Consider the following 15,959-nt stretch of genomic DNA (forward strand, 5'->3'; position numbering starts at 1 on the left):
TTTCACTGTTTGGGACAACTGTATTCAGTTTGCATTAAACCATAAACAATATTTTGCATAAGCACTTTTAATTGGGCATATTTTAAACACAACTGACGAAGGGATTTCTTATGATAATCGTGGTGTTTAATCAAAAAGGCGGCGTAGGCAAATCGACCATTAGCACCAATTTAGCTGCGCAAAGCGCTAAGCTGGGTCATAAGACCTTATTGATAGACTTAGACGCTCAGGGAAATAGTACTCACTACGTGGGATTTAACGCCAGAGAACAAAGCCTTACCGTGGCCGATATGTTCAAACAAGTAGTTGGCATTTTCAGAACAGCCAAGAAGCCTAACGCGTTCGTGCATGCAACGCCTTATGAAAACCTCTTCGTTATGCCTTCTTCTCCTGCGTTGGCAGAAATCGAGCGAGAGCTCGAATCACGATACAAAATTTTTAAACTTAAAGACGCGTTAAAGGAGTTAAAAGACGAATTCGACAACATTTTTATCGACACGCCTCCTAATTTTAATTTTTATTCTAAAGCGGCACTTATTGCTGCTGATGGCTTTTGCGTCCCCTTTGATTGCGACGACTTCTCGGCACAGGCGATTGAGCGTTTACTTGAAAATGCAATGGAACTAAAAGAAGACCACAACCCTGAACTGCGTTTATTGGGTATTGTTGTTAATCAATTCAATAGCCAAGCAAAGCTTCCAAGAGAGTTAATTGAGACACTTAAGCAGCAAGATTTGCCAGTGTTAGAAAGTTATATAAGTGCCACGGTAAAAGTGAAAGAGTCTCACTCTAAGCGAATGCCGCTGCCTTTCTACTTACCTAAGCACAAAGTGACGAATCAAATTGCGGCTTTATTTGAAGAACTCAATGCGAGCAAAACCTAACGCTAACAAGTTTCGCTAAACATCAATATCAATATGCTTAAGCCCCCCCTCGCTGTTACCTCGCTCTTTATCTTTCGAGTTTTCAGCTGATTTTTCGATAATCTCAGTCCGCTTCACGTCTTGAAACTGATCGCGCTCTTCTTCACTAAAGTGCTCGGACTTTTTGGTTTTTTGCACTTTCTTCACGCGGTCGTCCGTCTCAATCGGCACTTTTGTGTTGCGAGGCAAAATGGGAAACAGTAGATCGTTGCTCATACGCCCTCCAGAAGTTTGCATTTGTCTCTATAACTTATCGGCAACGAGTTGCCTAAAATTACGGTTCAAAACTAATTCATAACGAATTGTTTTATTATATACACATTAAATTAGAGTTAATGTGCCAAAAGAGTTCACTTTTGCCTTGCAAATCCATGCTCAAACCGCTAATGTTTCAGCCGTTCGAAATTAGGAATTTAATTCATCAAAATGATTAACTGCGCGGCGAAACATCACCATCACCACAAAGCATAACCTTTCAGGTTCGTGCTGGAAGGTCTATGAATCCTTCCAGTGGCGCAGATAGAAAAATTCTCGACCCTCGGAAGGAAACTTCCGGGGGTTTTTCGTTTTAGGCGCAATCAAAAAGTTAAAACATAACGTGTAAGGAACGTTTCAATGAGTAACAGCAACAGACTTCGAATTGCCGTACAAAAATCAGGTCGCTTGAGTGATGACAGCATCGCACTTCTTAAAGCTATCGGCATTAAATTGAACATTCGTGATCGCCTGCTGATTGCGCACTCAACGAACGAGCCAATTGATTTACTTCGCGTACGTGATGACGACATTCCAGGCCTTGTTATGGATGGCGTTTGCGACCTTGGTTTCATTGGCGAAAATGAGCTTGAAGAAAAAATGCTTGAACGCAAAGCAGCAGGCAAGCCGTTTGAGTATGAAGTATTACGTCGTCTAGACTACGGCGGCTGCAGGCTGTCAATTGCCGTACCTAATGAGATGGATTACGACGGCATTAAGTCTTTAGAAGGTAAAAAAGTAGCAACCACTTACCCTTACCTTCTTGAGCGCTACTTCAAAGACCAAGGCATTAACGCAAAAGCTGTAATGCTACAGGGCTCAGTAGAAGTAGCACCTCGCGCTGGTGTAGCTGACGCTATCTGTGATCTTGTATCAACAGGCGCAACCCTTGAAGCAAATGGTCTTGTAGAAAAAGATGTCATCTTCCGCAGTAAAGCAGTACTTATCAAACGTACCGACAGCGAACTTAGCGACGAGAAAGTAACACTGGTTAATCGTCTTATGCCTCGTGTTGATGGGGTATTACTGGCGAAAGAAAGCAAGTACATCATGTTACACGCGCCCAAAGCCTATTTAGAGCAGGTTAAAAGCCTACTTCCAGGTGCTGAAAACCCAACGGTGCTTCCATTAGCTGGAAATGAAGAGCAAGTAGCTATCCACGTTGTTTCTACAGAAACCTTATTCTGGGAAACCATGGAAAAGCTTAAAGCCCTTGGTTGTAGTTCTATTCTTGTAATGCCAATCGAAAAAATGATGGGCTAAAAGGCAGACAATTATGATTACTTGGTCATCTCTCTCGGCAAATGAGAAAAAACAGGCGCTAGCCCGCCCGGCTATGGCCAATAGCCAACAGTTAAAGCAAACCGTGGGCGAGATAATCGCCCGCGTTGAGGCAGATGGTGATGCAGCAGTACTTGATTACACACGTAAATTTGACTGCCCAGATCTCACTGACCTTGTGCTTTCGCAAGAAAATATCGATACCCTTGCTGCTAAGGTAACGCCCGAGGTAGCGAGTGCGATCGATACTGCGTTTAACAACATAAAAATGTTTCACGAAGCGCAAATGCCAAGTGATATTGCGCTAACTACCACACCAGGGGTTAAGTGTGAGCTGCGCTTCACTGCCCTTGACGCTGTAGGTCTTTATATTCCAGGCGGCAGTGCTCCACTTCCCTCTACCGTGCTGATGCTAGGTGTACCAGCGCTAGTGGCAGGTTGTGAGAACAAACTACTGTGCACACCGCCAAACAAAGAGCAGCTTATCGCCCCTGAAATTGCCTATGCAGCTAGAAAGTGCGGTATTGATAAGATCTTTTTATGCGGCGGAGCGCAAGCGGTTGCAGCCATGGCGCTAGGTACTGAAACGATTCCTCAGGTCGATAAAATTTTCGGGCCGGGCAATAGTTTTGTAACTGAAGCAAAACAACAAGTTAGCCAACGCGCTGATGGTGCGGCTATTGATATGCCGGCTGGTCCATCAGAAGTGTTAGTACTTGCTGATGAATTCGCAAACCCTGAGTTCGTCGCTGCAGACTTACTTTCTCAAGCAGAGCACGGTCCTGACTCGCAGGCTATTTTGGTATCTAACAGCGCTACGCTCATTGAAGAAGCTAAAGCCGCCGTTGAACGTCAGTTAGCGACCTTATCTCGCGCTGAAATTGCACGCCCTGCTATGGAAAATGCACGCTATATACTGGCCGATTCAATTGAACAGGCTATTGAAGCAAGTAACGCTTACGCGGCTGAGCACTTAATTGTACAAATAGAGAATGCCCGTGATTATTTGCCAAAAATTAAGTATGCAGGCTCTATATTCTTAGGCCCGTGGTCACCAGAGTCTGCCGGTGATTACGCGTCAGGTACTAACCACGTACTGCCAACTTATGGCTATGCTAAGAATTATTCCAGCCTTGGTCTTTTAGACTTTATGCGCCGCTACACTATTCAAGAGCTAAGCGCAGACGGCATGCGTAATTTAGGCCCTGCGATTATGGCACTGGCCGCTGCCGAGGGCTTAGATGCACACGAACAAGCTGTTGCACTTCGTATGCAGGCACTTAAGCAAGGAGACGCATAATGTCGGCACTTATCGATAACCTAATTAACGAAAATTTAGTGCCGCTAAAGCCGTATGAATCGGCTCGTCGCTTGTTTTCAGGCGGTCAAGACTGGCTTAATGCCAACGAGTCACCTTATGCTAACGAATACAGCGTTGATAGCAGTAACTTTAACCGTTACCCATCGTGTCAGCCTGAAGCGGTAGTCAGTGGTTACGCAAACTATGCTGGGCTAGATAAATCACAGCTTATTGTTACCCGCGGCGCAGATGAAGGCATCGAGTTACTTATTCGCACCTTCTGCACGCCGGGTAAAGACAGCATTCTAATATGCCCGCCCACCTACGGTATGTATGCTATCAGTGCTGAAACCTGTGATGTGGGCATTAAGAAAGTGCCGTTAAACGACGATTTCAGCTTGAATGTAAATGCCGTTTGCGCTGAAGATGACGTTAACGTGATTTTTATCTGTGCGCCAAATAATCCAACCGGTACGCCGGTCGCTCGTGAAGACATTAAAACTGTGCTTAATCACTTTGCCGATAAAGCACTCGTTGTTGTTGACGAAGCGTACATTGAGTTCGATGCTGACAATACGTGGGCAAATGAAATTAACAGTTACCCGAACTTAGTAGTACTTCGTACGCTGTCTAAAGCGTTTGCACTGGCTGGGCTTCGCTGTGGTTTTACACTTGCTCAGGCACCGGTGATTCAAGCTCTGCTTAAAGTGATAGCGCCCTATCCCATTCCAGAGCCAGTAGCGCAGATTGCAGCACAAGCATTGTCGGCTGAGTCACTAACGTTACTTGAGCTTCAGGTGGCTACCATTAATCGAGAAAAAGAGGCCCTAGCCGAAGCGCTGGCATCTATTGAAGGCTTTGAATTAGTGGGTGATAGACGAGCAAACTTTATCTTATTCCGCTACGCAAAAGCGCAAGCCCTAATGCAATACTTGGTAAGTCAAGGCATGCTTATTCGTGACCAATCAAAACAGCTCAACTTACAAAACTGTTTACGCGTAAGCATCGGCACTGAAGAGCAAAACCAGCGTTTAATGCAGCTAATTAACGAATTTAAAAATAATGAGGACGCGGCATGAGTCAGCAAGCCATTTTATTTATTGACCGCGACGGTACACTTGTAGAAGAGCCGCCAATAGATAAGCAATTAGATAGTTTAGAGAAGCTTGTATTCGAGCCAAACGTTATTCCTGTGCTACTTAAGCTTAAAGCGGCAGGCTTTAAGTTAGTGATGGTGAGTAACCAAGACGGCTTGGGTACAGACAGTTTCCCGCAAGAAGACTTCGACAAGCCACACAATGCCATGATGGCCATTTTTGAAAGCCAAGGCGTAGTGTTTGACGACGTACTTATTTGCCCGCACTTCGATGCTGATAACTGCACATGCCGCAAACCAAAGCTTGGCTTAGTGCAAAAATACTTGCAGCAGGGCAAAGTGGATTTCACCCGCTCGTTTGTGATTGGTGATCGAATTACCGATGTACAGCTTGCTGAAAACATGGGTATTCGCAGCTTTCAGTACAATCGCGAAAGCTTAAACTGGAACTATATTCAGAAGAGCTTGCTTGCGTCTTCACGTATAGCAGAAGTGGTACGTACCACCTCTGAAACTGATATTCGCGTGCGTGTAGATCTTGATTCGCAGGCTAAATCAACTATTCAAACCGGCATGGGCTTTTTTGACCACATGCTTGACCAAATTGCTACCCACGGCGGCTTCGAGCTAAATCTTACTACCAATGGCGATTTGCACATTGACGATCACCACAGTGTAGAAGACACCGCCCTTGCCCTTGGTGAAGCCCTTAAAAAGGCACTGGGCGACAAACGCGGTATTGGTCGCTTTGGTTTCGCGTTGCCAATGGATGAGTGTCGTGCGGAATGTATTATGGACATTTCAAACCGCCCACACCTTAAGTTTGACGCTGAATTTAGCCGCGACCAGGTAGGTGAAATGGCAACAGAAATGGTGCCGCACTTCTTTTATTCGCTTGCACAAAGCATGGGGCTATCGCTGCACCTTTCTACCAGCGAAGGTAATGCACACCACCAAGTAGAAAGCCTGTTTAAAGTATTTGGCCGTGCGCTGCGTCAGGCTATTACGCGCCAGGGTGATGCACTACCAAGCAGTAAAGGAGCACTGTAATGTCAGTGGTAAACACTAGCCAGCGACAAAAAATAGTCATAGTGAATACCGGCTGCGCGAATATTTCGTCGGTACGCTTTGCCCTTGAACGCTTGGGCGTTGAAGTGGACGTATCTGACGATGTAAACGTGATTAAAAGCGCTGACAAAGTGTTTTTACCCGGCGTAGGTACAGCAGCAGCGGCTATGGCAAGCATTAAGCAAAAAGCTTTAGTGGAAACCCTGCAGTCGCTTACCCAACCTGTACTAGGCGTATGTTTAGGCATGCAGCTTATGGTTGAAACCAGCGCTGAGGGTGGTTTTCAAGGAACTGGCAACATTGACTGTTTGAACCTTATGCCAGGTCATGTGGCACGCATGGAATCAAACGGCGTGCGCTTACCTCACATGGGTTGGAACACCGTTTCTCACAACAGCGGTCATAAAGAAGAAAGTTTGTTCAAAGGCATTCCACAAGATACCTACTTTTACTTTGTTCACAGTTTTGCCGTTCCTGAATACGAGCACACGCTTGCAAGCTGCACTTATGGAAATACATTTTCCGCGGCCATAAACAAAGACAACTTTTACGGGGTGCAATTCCACCCAGAGCGTTCTGGCGAGGCCGGAGCACAATTACTGACTAACTTTGTGAACCTATAATGATTATTCCAGCGATTGATCTTATTGACGGACGCGTAGTACGCCTTTATCAAGGCGACTACGAGCAGAAAACCCAATACGAACTGGACCCAGTAGACGTGGTTCACGACTATGCCGACCAAGGTGCAACCTGGCTGCACATTGTTGACCTAACGGGTGCTAAAGACACCAGTAAACGTCAGCTTTCATTAATCAAGTCCATGGTCGATACCAAGCGCATGAAGTTTCAAGCCGGCGGCGGTATTCGAAGCGAAGAGGAAGTGGCGCAGTTACTAGAAACTGGCGTGAGCCGCGTAGTGATTGGTTCTTTGGCGGTAAAACAACCCGAGCTTGTAAAGTCTTGGGTGGAAAAATACGGCCCAGAGCACATTGTATTGGCCCTTGATATCAATATTAGCGACAGCGGTGAAAAGCTTATTGCTACCCACGGTTGGCAAGAGAATTCGGGCGTAGCCCTTGAAGGCTTACTGGAAGACTTCGCTACAGTGGGCGCAAAGCATGTACTGTGTACCGACATTAGCCGCGACGGCACGTTGCAAGGCGCGAACACTGAGCTTTATCAAGAAATGGCGGCCCGTTTCCCTAATGTAAGCTGGCAAGCATCTGGCGGTATCGGCAGTATTGCTGATATCGAAGCTTTGAAGCCGACTAACGTTGGTGGCGTAATTTTAGGTCGTGCATTACTTGAAGGTAAATTCACGGTGAAGGAGGCTATTGCATGCTGGCAAAGCGCATAATTCCCTGTTTGGACGTACGCGACGGTAAAGTCGTTAAAGGCGTTCAATTTAGAAACCATGAGATTATTGGTGACATCGTGCCTCTTGCCGAGCAATACGCGAAAGCAGGTGCCGACGAATTAGTATTTTACGATATTACCGCAAGTTCTGATGCTCGCGTGGTAGATAAAAGCTGGGTAAGCCGTATTGCACAGGTTATAGATATCCCGTTTTGCGTAGCGGGCGGCATTAAAAGCATTGAAGATGCTGGGCGCATTTTGGAAATGGGTGCGGATAAGATTTCGATTAACTCCCCTGCCCTTAATAACCCAGATCTAATTAACCAGTTACACGACGTATACGGTCAACAGTGCGTAGTGATTGGTATCGACAGTTTCTATAACGAAGCAACCGACCAATACGAAGTGTATAAATTCACCGGCGATGAAGCGCGTACGCAAAAAAGCCAGTGGCAAACCATTGACTGGATCAAAGAAGTTCAGTCGCGCGGTGCGGGTGAAATTGTACTGAACTGCATGAACCAAGACGGCGTGCGCAAAGGCTACGATGTGAAGCAGCTAAAAGCCGTGCGCGATATCTGTGAAGTGCCGCTAATTGCATCGGGTGGCGCAGGTGAAATTGCCCACTTTACGGATGTGTTTCAACAGGCTGACGTAGATGGCGCGCTTGCAGCATCAGTATTTCATAAAGGCATCATCAACATTGATGAGCTTAAAGCAGAGTTGACCAGCAATGGCGTTGCCATGCGTAAGCGTCACGGATTAACGGCGCAAGCAGAAGGAGTAAACCCGTGATCATTACTAACGAAAACAGCAATAAATTAGCTTGGGACAAAATGGACAACCTGCTACCCGCCATTGTGCAAGACGCACTGTCTGGCAAGGTATTAATGCAGGGCTACATGGACCAAGACGCATTGGCGAAAACCCTTGAAACGGGCAAAGTGACTTTTTTCAGCCGCTCAAAACAGCGCCTTTGGACCAAGGGTGAAACGTCTGGTAACACGCTAGATTTAGTGAGCGTTGCTTGTGACTGTGACCAAGATTCGCTGTTGGTACTTGCCAACCCTAACGGCCCGACATGCCACACTGGTGTTGAAAGCTGTTGGTTCGACGGCAACACTCCAGCCTTTACGTTTCTTGCAGATTTAGAGCGTGTGCTAGCAGCCCGTAAAGATGCCGACCCTAAAAGCAGCTACACCGCAAGCCTTTACAATAAAGGCATTAAGCGCATAGCGCAAAAAGTAGGTGAAGAAGGTGTAGAAACTGCGCTAGCAGCTACTGTGCACGACAAAGAAGAGCTTAAAAACGAGGCCGCTGATTTGTTGTATCACTTAACGGTACTGCTTCAAGCAAGCGATATGTCACTAAACGATGCGCTAGATGTGCTTCGCGAGCGTCATAAGTAAGCAGCACTCGCAGTTACATATTAAAGTACTCTGACCCCCGATAATTAAATCGAATGATTATCGGGGGTCTTTTTATTTGTCAGTTAACCACTTAGCATTTAGTCAAACCTTCGAAATTGACTCTCACATGGAATGCCATCGTCATCACCATCCATTTTCGTATTAGGGCAATTTTTCAGAAAGTACTTTGCCTCTTCATACGACGACATTTGACTGCAATATTGTCGTCCGTCGCACATAAAAGAAACGCGCTCAGGTTGAGTGAGACGCTCTTGAGTAAGCACCTCTTGAGTAGAAAGTTGATTTCGGTCCGATAGATTATCTGAGTATGGATGGCTGCTGTTTTCGAGGTAAAGTTTCACGCCAAAGACAACGACTAAAATAAGTAACAGTTTATTCAACATAGTGTTTTTCGTCCCTGAATGATTCGCTTGCCTACTTATTCGGTCTAGATAGCGTTAACACTTTCATGCACTAATGACTGCTATTATTAACTAGGCATTTACTAAAATTATGCGTAACATCTCAATTCTACTGTTTTGAAGACCAATAGCCAATGATGAAATAGCGACACATTCTATTAAGCAACCTTTGCCATAAGTTTACTAAGCCCCTTTCTCATTTAGTAAACGACTTAGGTTACTTAAATGCGCTCAACATTGATAAATTGAGCTTATTTCCAATAATCGATAACAAGCTTTTCCTGTTCAGCTTAAATGTGTCGCCATGTTGCTCCAAACAAGCCATTTTTGATAAATTTTTTAAGTCACCCTCGCTATTCCTGAAAACTTCAAAGCTTTCTTCACTAGCAGCAAAACTTTTGTTTTCATTGGCTTGCAACAAAGTTGAATCTATCTTTTTCGCGGTTTTAGGCAGCTTTTTCATGTAAGTCTCACTGAATGTATTTGAGACTAGTTTCTGTTTTCGAGCTTTACATGACCAACGATAAAAGTTAACTTTAAATATTAGGTGAACTTATATTTCGACTATGGATAGAAGATTAAGATGGTTAAATAATTTGCTCTGCTTTGAAGTGGCTGCTAGACACGAGAGTTATAGTAAGGCTGCTAATGAGCTATGCATTACGCAAGCTGCAGTTAGTCAGCAGATGCGTCAATTAGAGCAGAATTTACAGGTTAAACTTTTCAGACGAAGCGCAAGAAGGATGCTACTGACTTCTCAGGGACAGATACTCTTTGAAGCTTGTCAAAATGGCTTTAGTGAAGTTATAAACGGTTTAAACAAAGTTCAAGAAGAGCCATTAGAAGGAAGTTTGACAGTGAGTACTACACAGGCGTTTTGTGCTCTGTGGCTGTTACCAAATTTGTTTAAATTCTTTAATCAGTATCCAGATATAAATATTAATACTTTCGCCTCCAATAGAATAGAAAGCCTGCATGATGGCAAGATAGATATCGCAATTCGCTTTAGTACTTCGACTTCGTCAATTATTGAGGATGGCTTAGAGGTACAAAAGTTTGGTGAAAATGGAATTGTTCCAGTTTGTTCACCAGATTACAAACAAACGCTTGCGTTGAATACTCCATTTGATCTTCTTGATGCTAGATTACTTGCCCTAGCTTTTGGAGATAGAGCTAATTGGGAAAGCTATTTTGAGCATTGCAATATTGATATTACCAACAAAAACCTAAAAAAAACGGAAATTTCTTCCAGTGACTTAGCATTAAGTGCAGCATTAACTGGTCAAGGTGTAATGCTGGCATCAGACGTAATGATTGGCCAGTATGTTAAATCAGGTCAGCTTGTTGTTCCGTTTAATATACCTCACCCTGTTCGTTGGAAATCTCATTTTGTATACCTTAAGAATTCACCACGTAAAAGGCGCATCGCTCTTTTTTGTAGTTGGTTAGCACAGCAGATGGAAAATGATGAAGCGCTTATGAACTTAGACCAACCTTCTTTAGGCTAAAATTTGTCTAAACGTTATTGACAGAACTCTTCGCGTCAAGCGTACCTACTCCCAGTTATCGACAAATAAAATCTGTTAAACGAAAAAGCAACCAAAAAACTTGTGCAAACAGTTTTATCTCCAACGAAAGCCCATCACAAAAATATATTTAGCAATTAATTTTTACTGCTAAAAACATAATTATTTGATTTTACTTGAACTGTTAAATCACTCGTATCACTACTTATACGGGGACTTAAGGTTTGATACCGTTTGGACAAATGCGCTTACTACACTGTGCCAAGAGACATAAACAATTAGTTTTTTTAACTAACTATAGTTCGTCTTGTACCCAGAAATTTTAAGTCAGTAGTATCGAGTAGTCTAATATGAATGGTTACAAAATTAAGTTTTTTCATTTCAGTAAAATATGGTTAATAGCTTTTATTATGGGCGTAATTAGCTTACCAAGCTTGGCCCAAAGTCAATGTGAAGAGAAGAGCATAAAGTTGTTTAGCGACCTTGGTGAAAGGTTACAGTTCGCTTTTGAGACAAGCCGTGCGGAACAGCCGAACAGTGAAGTCATATCGCAGTGTGTGAGAGTAGTTGACTTAGAGTCAAAATTGATGGCATCAACAAAGGGTGTAGTACTTCTTTCTTTAAATGGTGGAGAGTTCACTAATCAACCCGTGTTAGTAAGCAATAATGACACGATTCAGTTAAAAAGTTCATCTCCCGATGAGATGGAAACCACTCTAGAGAATAGCTTAGTACTTTCACAAACGACAACAAATGGAAACGTGCATAGCTGGAAATATCCATGGAAGATTTTATTAGAAACGCCAAGAACCACTACCCAAAATTGCTTTATTGCTGACTTTACCTTCGATGAGCGTCGACAGCGTCTCCGCGTTTTCGAGCTGCCAGCTGAGAAATATAAAATCCCTGGCGAAAACGTTACTTCTCAGTGTATTGAGGTAACAAACCTACCAAAACCTGTTGTAGCTAAATTTCAGCGCAATAGCGAGTTTTCTGTCAACTACGGCGAGTATTCAAGTAAAGAGAAGGAAATATTTAATGGTGATATCATTAAAATAAAAAATGCAGCCCCCGTTCGTCTTGGCAATATTATGTTAGATAGACTTATATTAAAACTTAGTTTGGACGGGGAAACGACATCACCAACGTACTACCAATGGTACATTGGTAACCGTTCTAATGACGATTACACGCGCTTATCTGGCTGCTACCTACTTTCGAAAGATAACCTTAATACCGGTATATTACCCCACTCTATAACTTCAGATGAAAGTGTTTCCGCAAAGTCTACATGTATGATAAATGCTGAACCAAGCTCACTGTTGGAAATCCAGTCTATTCAAAAGAATTTAAACATTTTCGTGAATAACAGCCCTATCGAAAATGATACGGTTTATTTGGATTATGGAGATAAACTTCACTTAGAACACACCTTTGCAACCCCAGGGTTCAGTTATGCATGGTTTAACCTCAAGCAATCATGGGAAGACCAGCCTGGCTCTAGTAGTGAACTTAAGTGGGTTATCGAGAATAATATCACGTCAGTAGATAGGACAGTAACACCTGTTGTTGAGAGTTTTTCTATGGAAGTTACAGATGAAATGTTCGCGAACTGCCGCACATCCTCCTTCCACTTACGAATAAACGACACTCGGCATTTTCAAGCTGCTGCTTTTCCAGAATCACTATATCAACCTATTGCGACTGAGCTAGCGTCAGCTTGTATTGAAATCGATGGTTTGGAAACCGACCTAAGGATAAATAGTCATCAGGGAAGCTGGTATGCAATTAATGGTCAACCGTTTACACAGCAAGAAAGTGTAATTAAAAATGGAGACAAATTGGTATTGGGTACCTTTACACCATCTGATTATATGCAGAGCAAGTCTGTAAGAGTTCGGGTTGAACCAGGCGCAAATGCACAGGACAACCGAGTCTTTTTCTTCAATTGGGGTATACAAACGATCAATACCGAAAGAGCCCCGAAAATTTGGAAAATTGGGCCTTCTCAAGAGCATCGACAAATTGAAGACGTTATGCATGAGCTGGTCGCAGGCGATGTAGTTGAGGTCATAGGTGATGCAGACTATGCCCCTTTCATTATGAAAAATGTAAGCGGAACGCCAGAATTACCAATAAAAATTATAGGCATAGAAGTAAATGGTAAAAAACCGCGCTTTGTTGGTAACCATACCGACTGGGATTGGACTGTCGGCTTAAGAGGGTCTCACTCTATCGAACTTCACAATATTGAAATTACAGGGGGAGATTCTTTATGCTTTAGACACGAGTCTGACAATATCAGTATTTTTAGCTCTTACATACATAGTTGCCCAAGCATAGGGATACTCGGCACCGATAACAATTCAGGTAGTCTATCAATAATAAACACTGAGGTTACAAACTCTGGCGGGCTTGCAAGCCCTGATGCAAAGTGGGGCCATCCGATCTACGTAGCAACAGATCATTTTAGATTCCCAAACAGCGTACTGAGAGTTGAGCGCTCATTCTTACATAATAATCGCGGAAACAGTATAAAGTCTCGCGCTGAAAGAACTGAGTTATACTACAACTGGATTGAGGTAAGCGATATCGAACAATCTCGCTACGCCATTGAGCTTATTGGGCCAGCACTCAAAAGTTTACTTTATACTGATCAGGATGTGGTTGGGAATACCATAATTATGAATAAGGCGTTCCCGATGGCTCGATTTGGCAATGATGGAGCCGGAGGCTCAAATGGTCGCGTACGATTTGCCAATAATATTGTTTTGCTAAATTCAGGAAATTACGACACTTACTTATTTAATTTGTCGTTCCAAATGACTTCATTCACCGTGCAAAACAATTTAGTTCACTCTGTAGATGAGTCGACAGAAGTAACCTGGTTACTACGTGAAAGTATGGTTTTAGAGGGTTGGCACTACAACTTTCCTCATATCTACATCGAAAATAATACGTTTACTAATGAAATGAAGATGAAAGCGAATAGCATGCCCAGCACAGTAGGAGATACTAGCGAGCACATTTTAGGTACTGAAAGATGGAGTAATAATGATTATGCCCGAGATGTAATATCTACATCAGTTCACAACGGTTTGGTAGAACAAATTTGGGGTTATCAAGAGAACACAATGCCCTATCAATTAAACGTTCCTGACTACTTAATATTAGATGAGTACTTGGTAGGTGCACCTGTGGATATGATGCGCCTAAGCAGACCTATACCTGGAGAAAGTATCCACTAACCTTACTTTTCAACACGATGTATTTAGATTTAGTCGAGACTACTTCAAATTAGTATTTTGATAAGTCAAAAAACTGAAGATGTACTTTTAAATGCCCATATCAATTATCGTTATGGGCATTTTTCACAAGCACCTGCTTCTCATTAGAAAATAAAGTAATTCTTGTATCTCTATGGTAGAACCTGAGAGGTGGAATCTTCTAATCACGCTTACTCTTCTATTTCCCTTACTACCTGTCCATAAGCTAGTAGCGCGAACAGCCCCGTTCCGCCCACAATATTTCCTAATAGTGTTGCGCCGATTAGTGAGATTGTTTCAAGAACGCTTATTTTATTTTGTAGTGCTAACAAGAACAGTTCTGTTGAACCGGCTATTACGTGCGTGAAATTTCCTATAGCTATTAAATAGGTAAAAATAACTATCATCCATATTTGCGAATGTTTAACCGAAGGCTTCATCCACACGATAGCGGCAATAATAAATCCAGACGTTATGCCATATGAGAAGGCGTCTGACGGTGATAACTTGGCATAGTGTTCAGATATAGCAGTCATTCCTTCCACCAGCTCTGATGGAACCGCTTGCAGAGTATAGCTGAAAAAGGCGGCTAAGAAGGTGCCAACCATGTTTGCGGCGAAAACGATAGTCCACAGTCGTGCAATGCACACTCCCATATTAAGAGATGGCTTACTTAGCAACGGCAAAATAACTGACAGTGTATTTTCGGTAAATAGCTGTAATCTACCAACAATAACCAGTACAAAGCCCACTGTATAACCTAAGTTCTCTATCACAAACTGATAACGAGAACCGACAAAAAGGTGATGCAGGATCCCCTCAGCTAGAATAGACAGCGAAATACCAATACCCGCCGCAACCCCAGACCACCAAAGCGACATCATAGGCCGCTGAAGCTCTTCTAGCCCTTCTCGATGCACTATTGCGTATAAAGAGACAGAGTTTAAACTTTGATTGTTTTGTACATCCTTTTCTTCGGTGTGACTAAGTGCCACATCCTGTTCTCGACGTCTAGACTCCTTCTCTTTCTCAGTCACTTATGCCTCCGTAACGCTTTTTTAAACTTCTAAACTTCGTTCAAACATTTTCAACAGCGTAATAGCAGGTGAGTAATGCAGGACGATATTAATTACACTAATACGTGTTCTTATACAGGTACGTCGGTTTCGCACCTTTTCGGTCATATTAATTACTCTCTTTAGAAGTTCGTACTTAAAAAAACTAAGATAGAAGTACTAGAGTTGAGGCGATTCTGTATAGGCAAAAACACAGTTACTTACATTTTTCAAACAGCTAAGTTGAACGAATGGGTTAAATTGACCTCTATATTCAATGAAAGGTGAGACTTCAAAAGTCTTTGCATGATTTTGCCAGATGCGAATAGCGAGCACTCGATTTTGAAAAATATTAAACAAAGCGTAAAAAACAACCTGCCTTTTATCTTATTCATCGTCTTGCTTTTCTCATTTAGAAGTAGCGTAGCTGACTGGTATCATGTTCCCAGCGGCTCTATGGAGCCAACTATTATGGTCGGGGACCGAGTGGTGGTAGATAAATCAGCATACACGCTAGAGCTTCCCTTTACCGATGTTGTAGTTGCTCAAACTGGTGATATAAAACGCGGCGATATCGTGATTATCGACAGCAGCGCTGCTGATACAAGGCTTATTAAGAGAGTCATTGCCGTCGAGGGCGATAAGGTCGCGTTAAAAAATAATGTGCTCTTTATTAACGGCGAGAAAGCGGCATTAACCTCCACAAATGAGCAGGTTTATTCTGAAGACATTCTAGGTCACAACCGCACTATTGCGCTTAATCCAATACCAAGCCCTGCAAAGAGTTTTAATATGGTCACAGTGCCCAAAGCTCATGTCCTTGCTATGGGGGACAACAGAAACAATAGTGTCGATTCCCGCTACTATGGATTCATTCCAGTTGAAGAGATTCAAGGCAAGGCGACATCCGTTGCATTTTCTTTAGACACGCATGATATGTATTTACCAAGAAAAGACAGAGTTTTTGTGGCACTTCAATAGAGCTATTTAAGTTCAGTC

General features: G+C 43.1%; 16 protein-coding genes and 1 other annotated feature. Of the genes, 12 read left to right on the forward strand and 4 right to left on the reverse strand.

What is annotated here, in order from left to right:
• The first annotated feature begins 110 nt into the window (after window positions 1-110).
• The gene (locus tag ACYTPF_RS09765) at window positions 111-884 is read left to right on the forward strand and encodes a ParA family protein (RefSeq protein ID WP_461852080.1); all 774 of its coding nucleotides are present in this window, start codon (window positions 111-113) and stop codon (window positions 882-884) included.
• Window positions 885-899: 15 nt separating this feature from the next.
• On the opposite strand, the gene ACYTPF_RS09770 is transcribed toward ACYTPF_RS09765, so the two are convergent.
• Window positions 900-1,139: a hypothetical protein gene (locus ACYTPF_RS09770; protein WP_014950026.1), complete on the reverse strand. Its 240-nt coding sequence runs from the start codon at window positions 1,137-1,139 to the stop codon at window positions 900-902.
• Window positions 1,140-1,369: 230 nt separating this feature from the next.
• Window positions 1,370-1,487 (forward strand) — a sequence feature (His leader region).
• 51 nt (window positions 1,488-1,538) lie between these two features.
• On the opposite strand from ACYTPF_RS09770, the gene hisG reads away from it, so the two are divergent.
• The 8 genes from hisG to hisIE are packed head-to-tail and all read left to right on the forward strand — an operon-like array spanning window position 1,539 to window position 8,691.
• A complete protein-coding gene (gene hisG / locus ACYTPF_RS09775) occupies window positions 1,539-2,441 on the forward strand; it encodes an ATP phosphoribosyltransferase (RefSeq protein WP_179983939.1) in 903 nt (300 codons plus the stop codon).
• Between the two features lie 13 nt (window positions 2,442-2,454).
• Window positions 2,455-3,759: a histidinol dehydrogenase gene (hisD, locus tag ACYTPF_RS09780; RefSeq protein ID WP_461852081.1), complete on the forward strand. Its 1,305-nt coding sequence runs from the start codon at window positions 2,455-2,457 to the stop codon at window positions 3,757-3,759.
• Window positions 3,759-4,838 carry a histidinol-phosphate transaminase gene (gene hisC / locus ACYTPF_RS09785; protein ID WP_461852082.1) on the forward strand — a complete coding sequence of 360 codons (1,080 nt, stop codon included), beginning with the start codon at window positions 3,759-3,761 and terminating at the stop codon, window positions 4,836-4,838. The genes hisD and hisC overlap by 1 nt, the downstream gene beginning before the upstream one ends.
• A complete protein-coding gene (gene hisB, locus ACYTPF_RS09790) occupies window positions 4,835-5,905 on the forward strand; it encodes a bifunctional histidinol-phosphatase/imidazoleglycerol-phosphate dehydratase HisB (protein WP_461852083.1) in 1,071 nt (356 codons plus the stop codon). The genes hisC and hisB overlap by 4 nt, the downstream gene beginning before the upstream one ends.
• Window positions 5,905-6,546, forward strand: coding sequence for an imidazole glycerol phosphate synthase subunit HisH (gene hisH, locus ACYTPF_RS09795; RefSeq protein WP_461852084.1), 642 nt, complete (start codon window positions 5,905-5,907; stop codon window positions 6,544-6,546). Before hisB ends, hisH begins: the two co-directional genes overlap by 1 nt.
• Window positions 6,546-7,283: a 1-(5-phosphoribosyl)-5-[(5-phosphoribosylamino)methylideneamino]imidazole-4-carboxamide isomerase gene (gene hisA, locus ACYTPF_RS09800; protein WP_461852085.1), complete on the forward strand. Its 738-nt coding sequence runs from the start codon at window positions 6,546-6,548 to the stop codon at window positions 7,281-7,283. Before hisH ends, hisA begins: the two co-directional genes overlap by 1 nt.
• Window positions 7,265-8,077: an imidazole glycerol phosphate synthase subunit HisF gene (gene hisF / locus ACYTPF_RS09805; RefSeq protein WP_039222819.1), complete on the forward strand. Its 813-nt coding sequence runs from the start codon at window positions 7,265-7,267 to the stop codon at window positions 8,075-8,077. The genes hisA and hisF overlap by 19 nt, the downstream gene beginning before the upstream one ends.
• A complete protein-coding gene (gene hisIE / locus ACYTPF_RS09810) occupies window positions 8,074-8,691 on the forward strand; it encodes a bifunctional phosphoribosyl-AMP cyclohydrolase/phosphoribosyl-ATP diphosphatase HisIE (RefSeq protein WP_015067587.1) in 618 nt (205 codons plus the stop codon). Before hisF ends, hisIE begins: the two co-directional genes overlap by 4 nt.
• Window positions 8,692-8,789: 98 nt before the next feature.
• Here hisIE and ACYTPF_RS09815 read toward each other — a convergent pair whose 3' ends face one another.
• Window positions 8,790-9,095 carry an excalibur calcium-binding domain-containing protein gene (locus ACYTPF_RS09815; RefSeq protein ID WP_197964241.1) on the reverse strand — a complete coding sequence of 102 codons (306 nt, stop codon included), beginning with the start codon at window positions 9,093-9,095 and terminating at the stop codon, window positions 8,790-8,792.
• A 235-nt stretch (window positions 9,096-9,330) separates the two neighbouring features.
• Window positions 9,331-9,576, reverse strand: coding sequence for a hypothetical protein (locus ACYTPF_RS09820; protein ID WP_461852086.1), 246 nt, complete (start codon window positions 9,574-9,576; stop codon window positions 9,331-9,333).
• Between the two features lie 103 nt (window positions 9,577-9,679).
• On the opposite strand from ACYTPF_RS09820, the gene ACYTPF_RS09825 reads away from it, so the two are divergent.
• On the forward strand, window positions 9,680-10,621 hold the full coding sequence (locus ACYTPF_RS09825; protein WP_461852087.1) for a LysR substrate-binding domain-containing protein: 942 nt from the start codon (window positions 9,680-9,682) through the stop codon (window positions 10,619-10,621).
• A 605-nt stretch (window positions 10,622-11,226) separates the two neighbouring features.
• Window positions 11,227-13,887: a hypothetical protein gene (locus ACYTPF_RS09830; RefSeq protein ID WP_461852088.1), complete on the forward strand. Its 2,661-nt coding sequence runs from the start codon at window positions 11,227-11,229 to the stop codon at window positions 13,885-13,887.
• A 209-nt stretch (window positions 13,888-14,096) separates the two neighbouring features.
• On the opposite strand, the gene ACYTPF_RS09835 is transcribed toward ACYTPF_RS09830, so the two are convergent.
• On the reverse strand, window positions 14,097-14,942 hold the full coding sequence (locus ACYTPF_RS09835) for a formate/nitrite transporter family protein (protein WP_461852089.1): 846 nt from the start codon (window positions 14,940-14,942) through the stop codon (window positions 14,097-14,099).
• Between the two features lie 324 nt (window positions 14,943-15,266).
• Between ACYTPF_RS09835 and lepB the strand changes: the two genes are divergently transcribed.
• Window positions 15,267-15,941 carry a signal peptidase I gene (lepB, locus tag ACYTPF_RS09840; RefSeq protein WP_461852090.1) on the forward strand — a complete coding sequence of 225 codons (675 nt, stop codon included), beginning with the start codon at window positions 15,267-15,269 and terminating at the stop codon, window positions 15,939-15,941.
• Window positions 15,942-15,959 lie beyond the last annotated feature (18 nt).

The organism is Alteromonas sp. HB246098, from assembly GCF_054890645.1.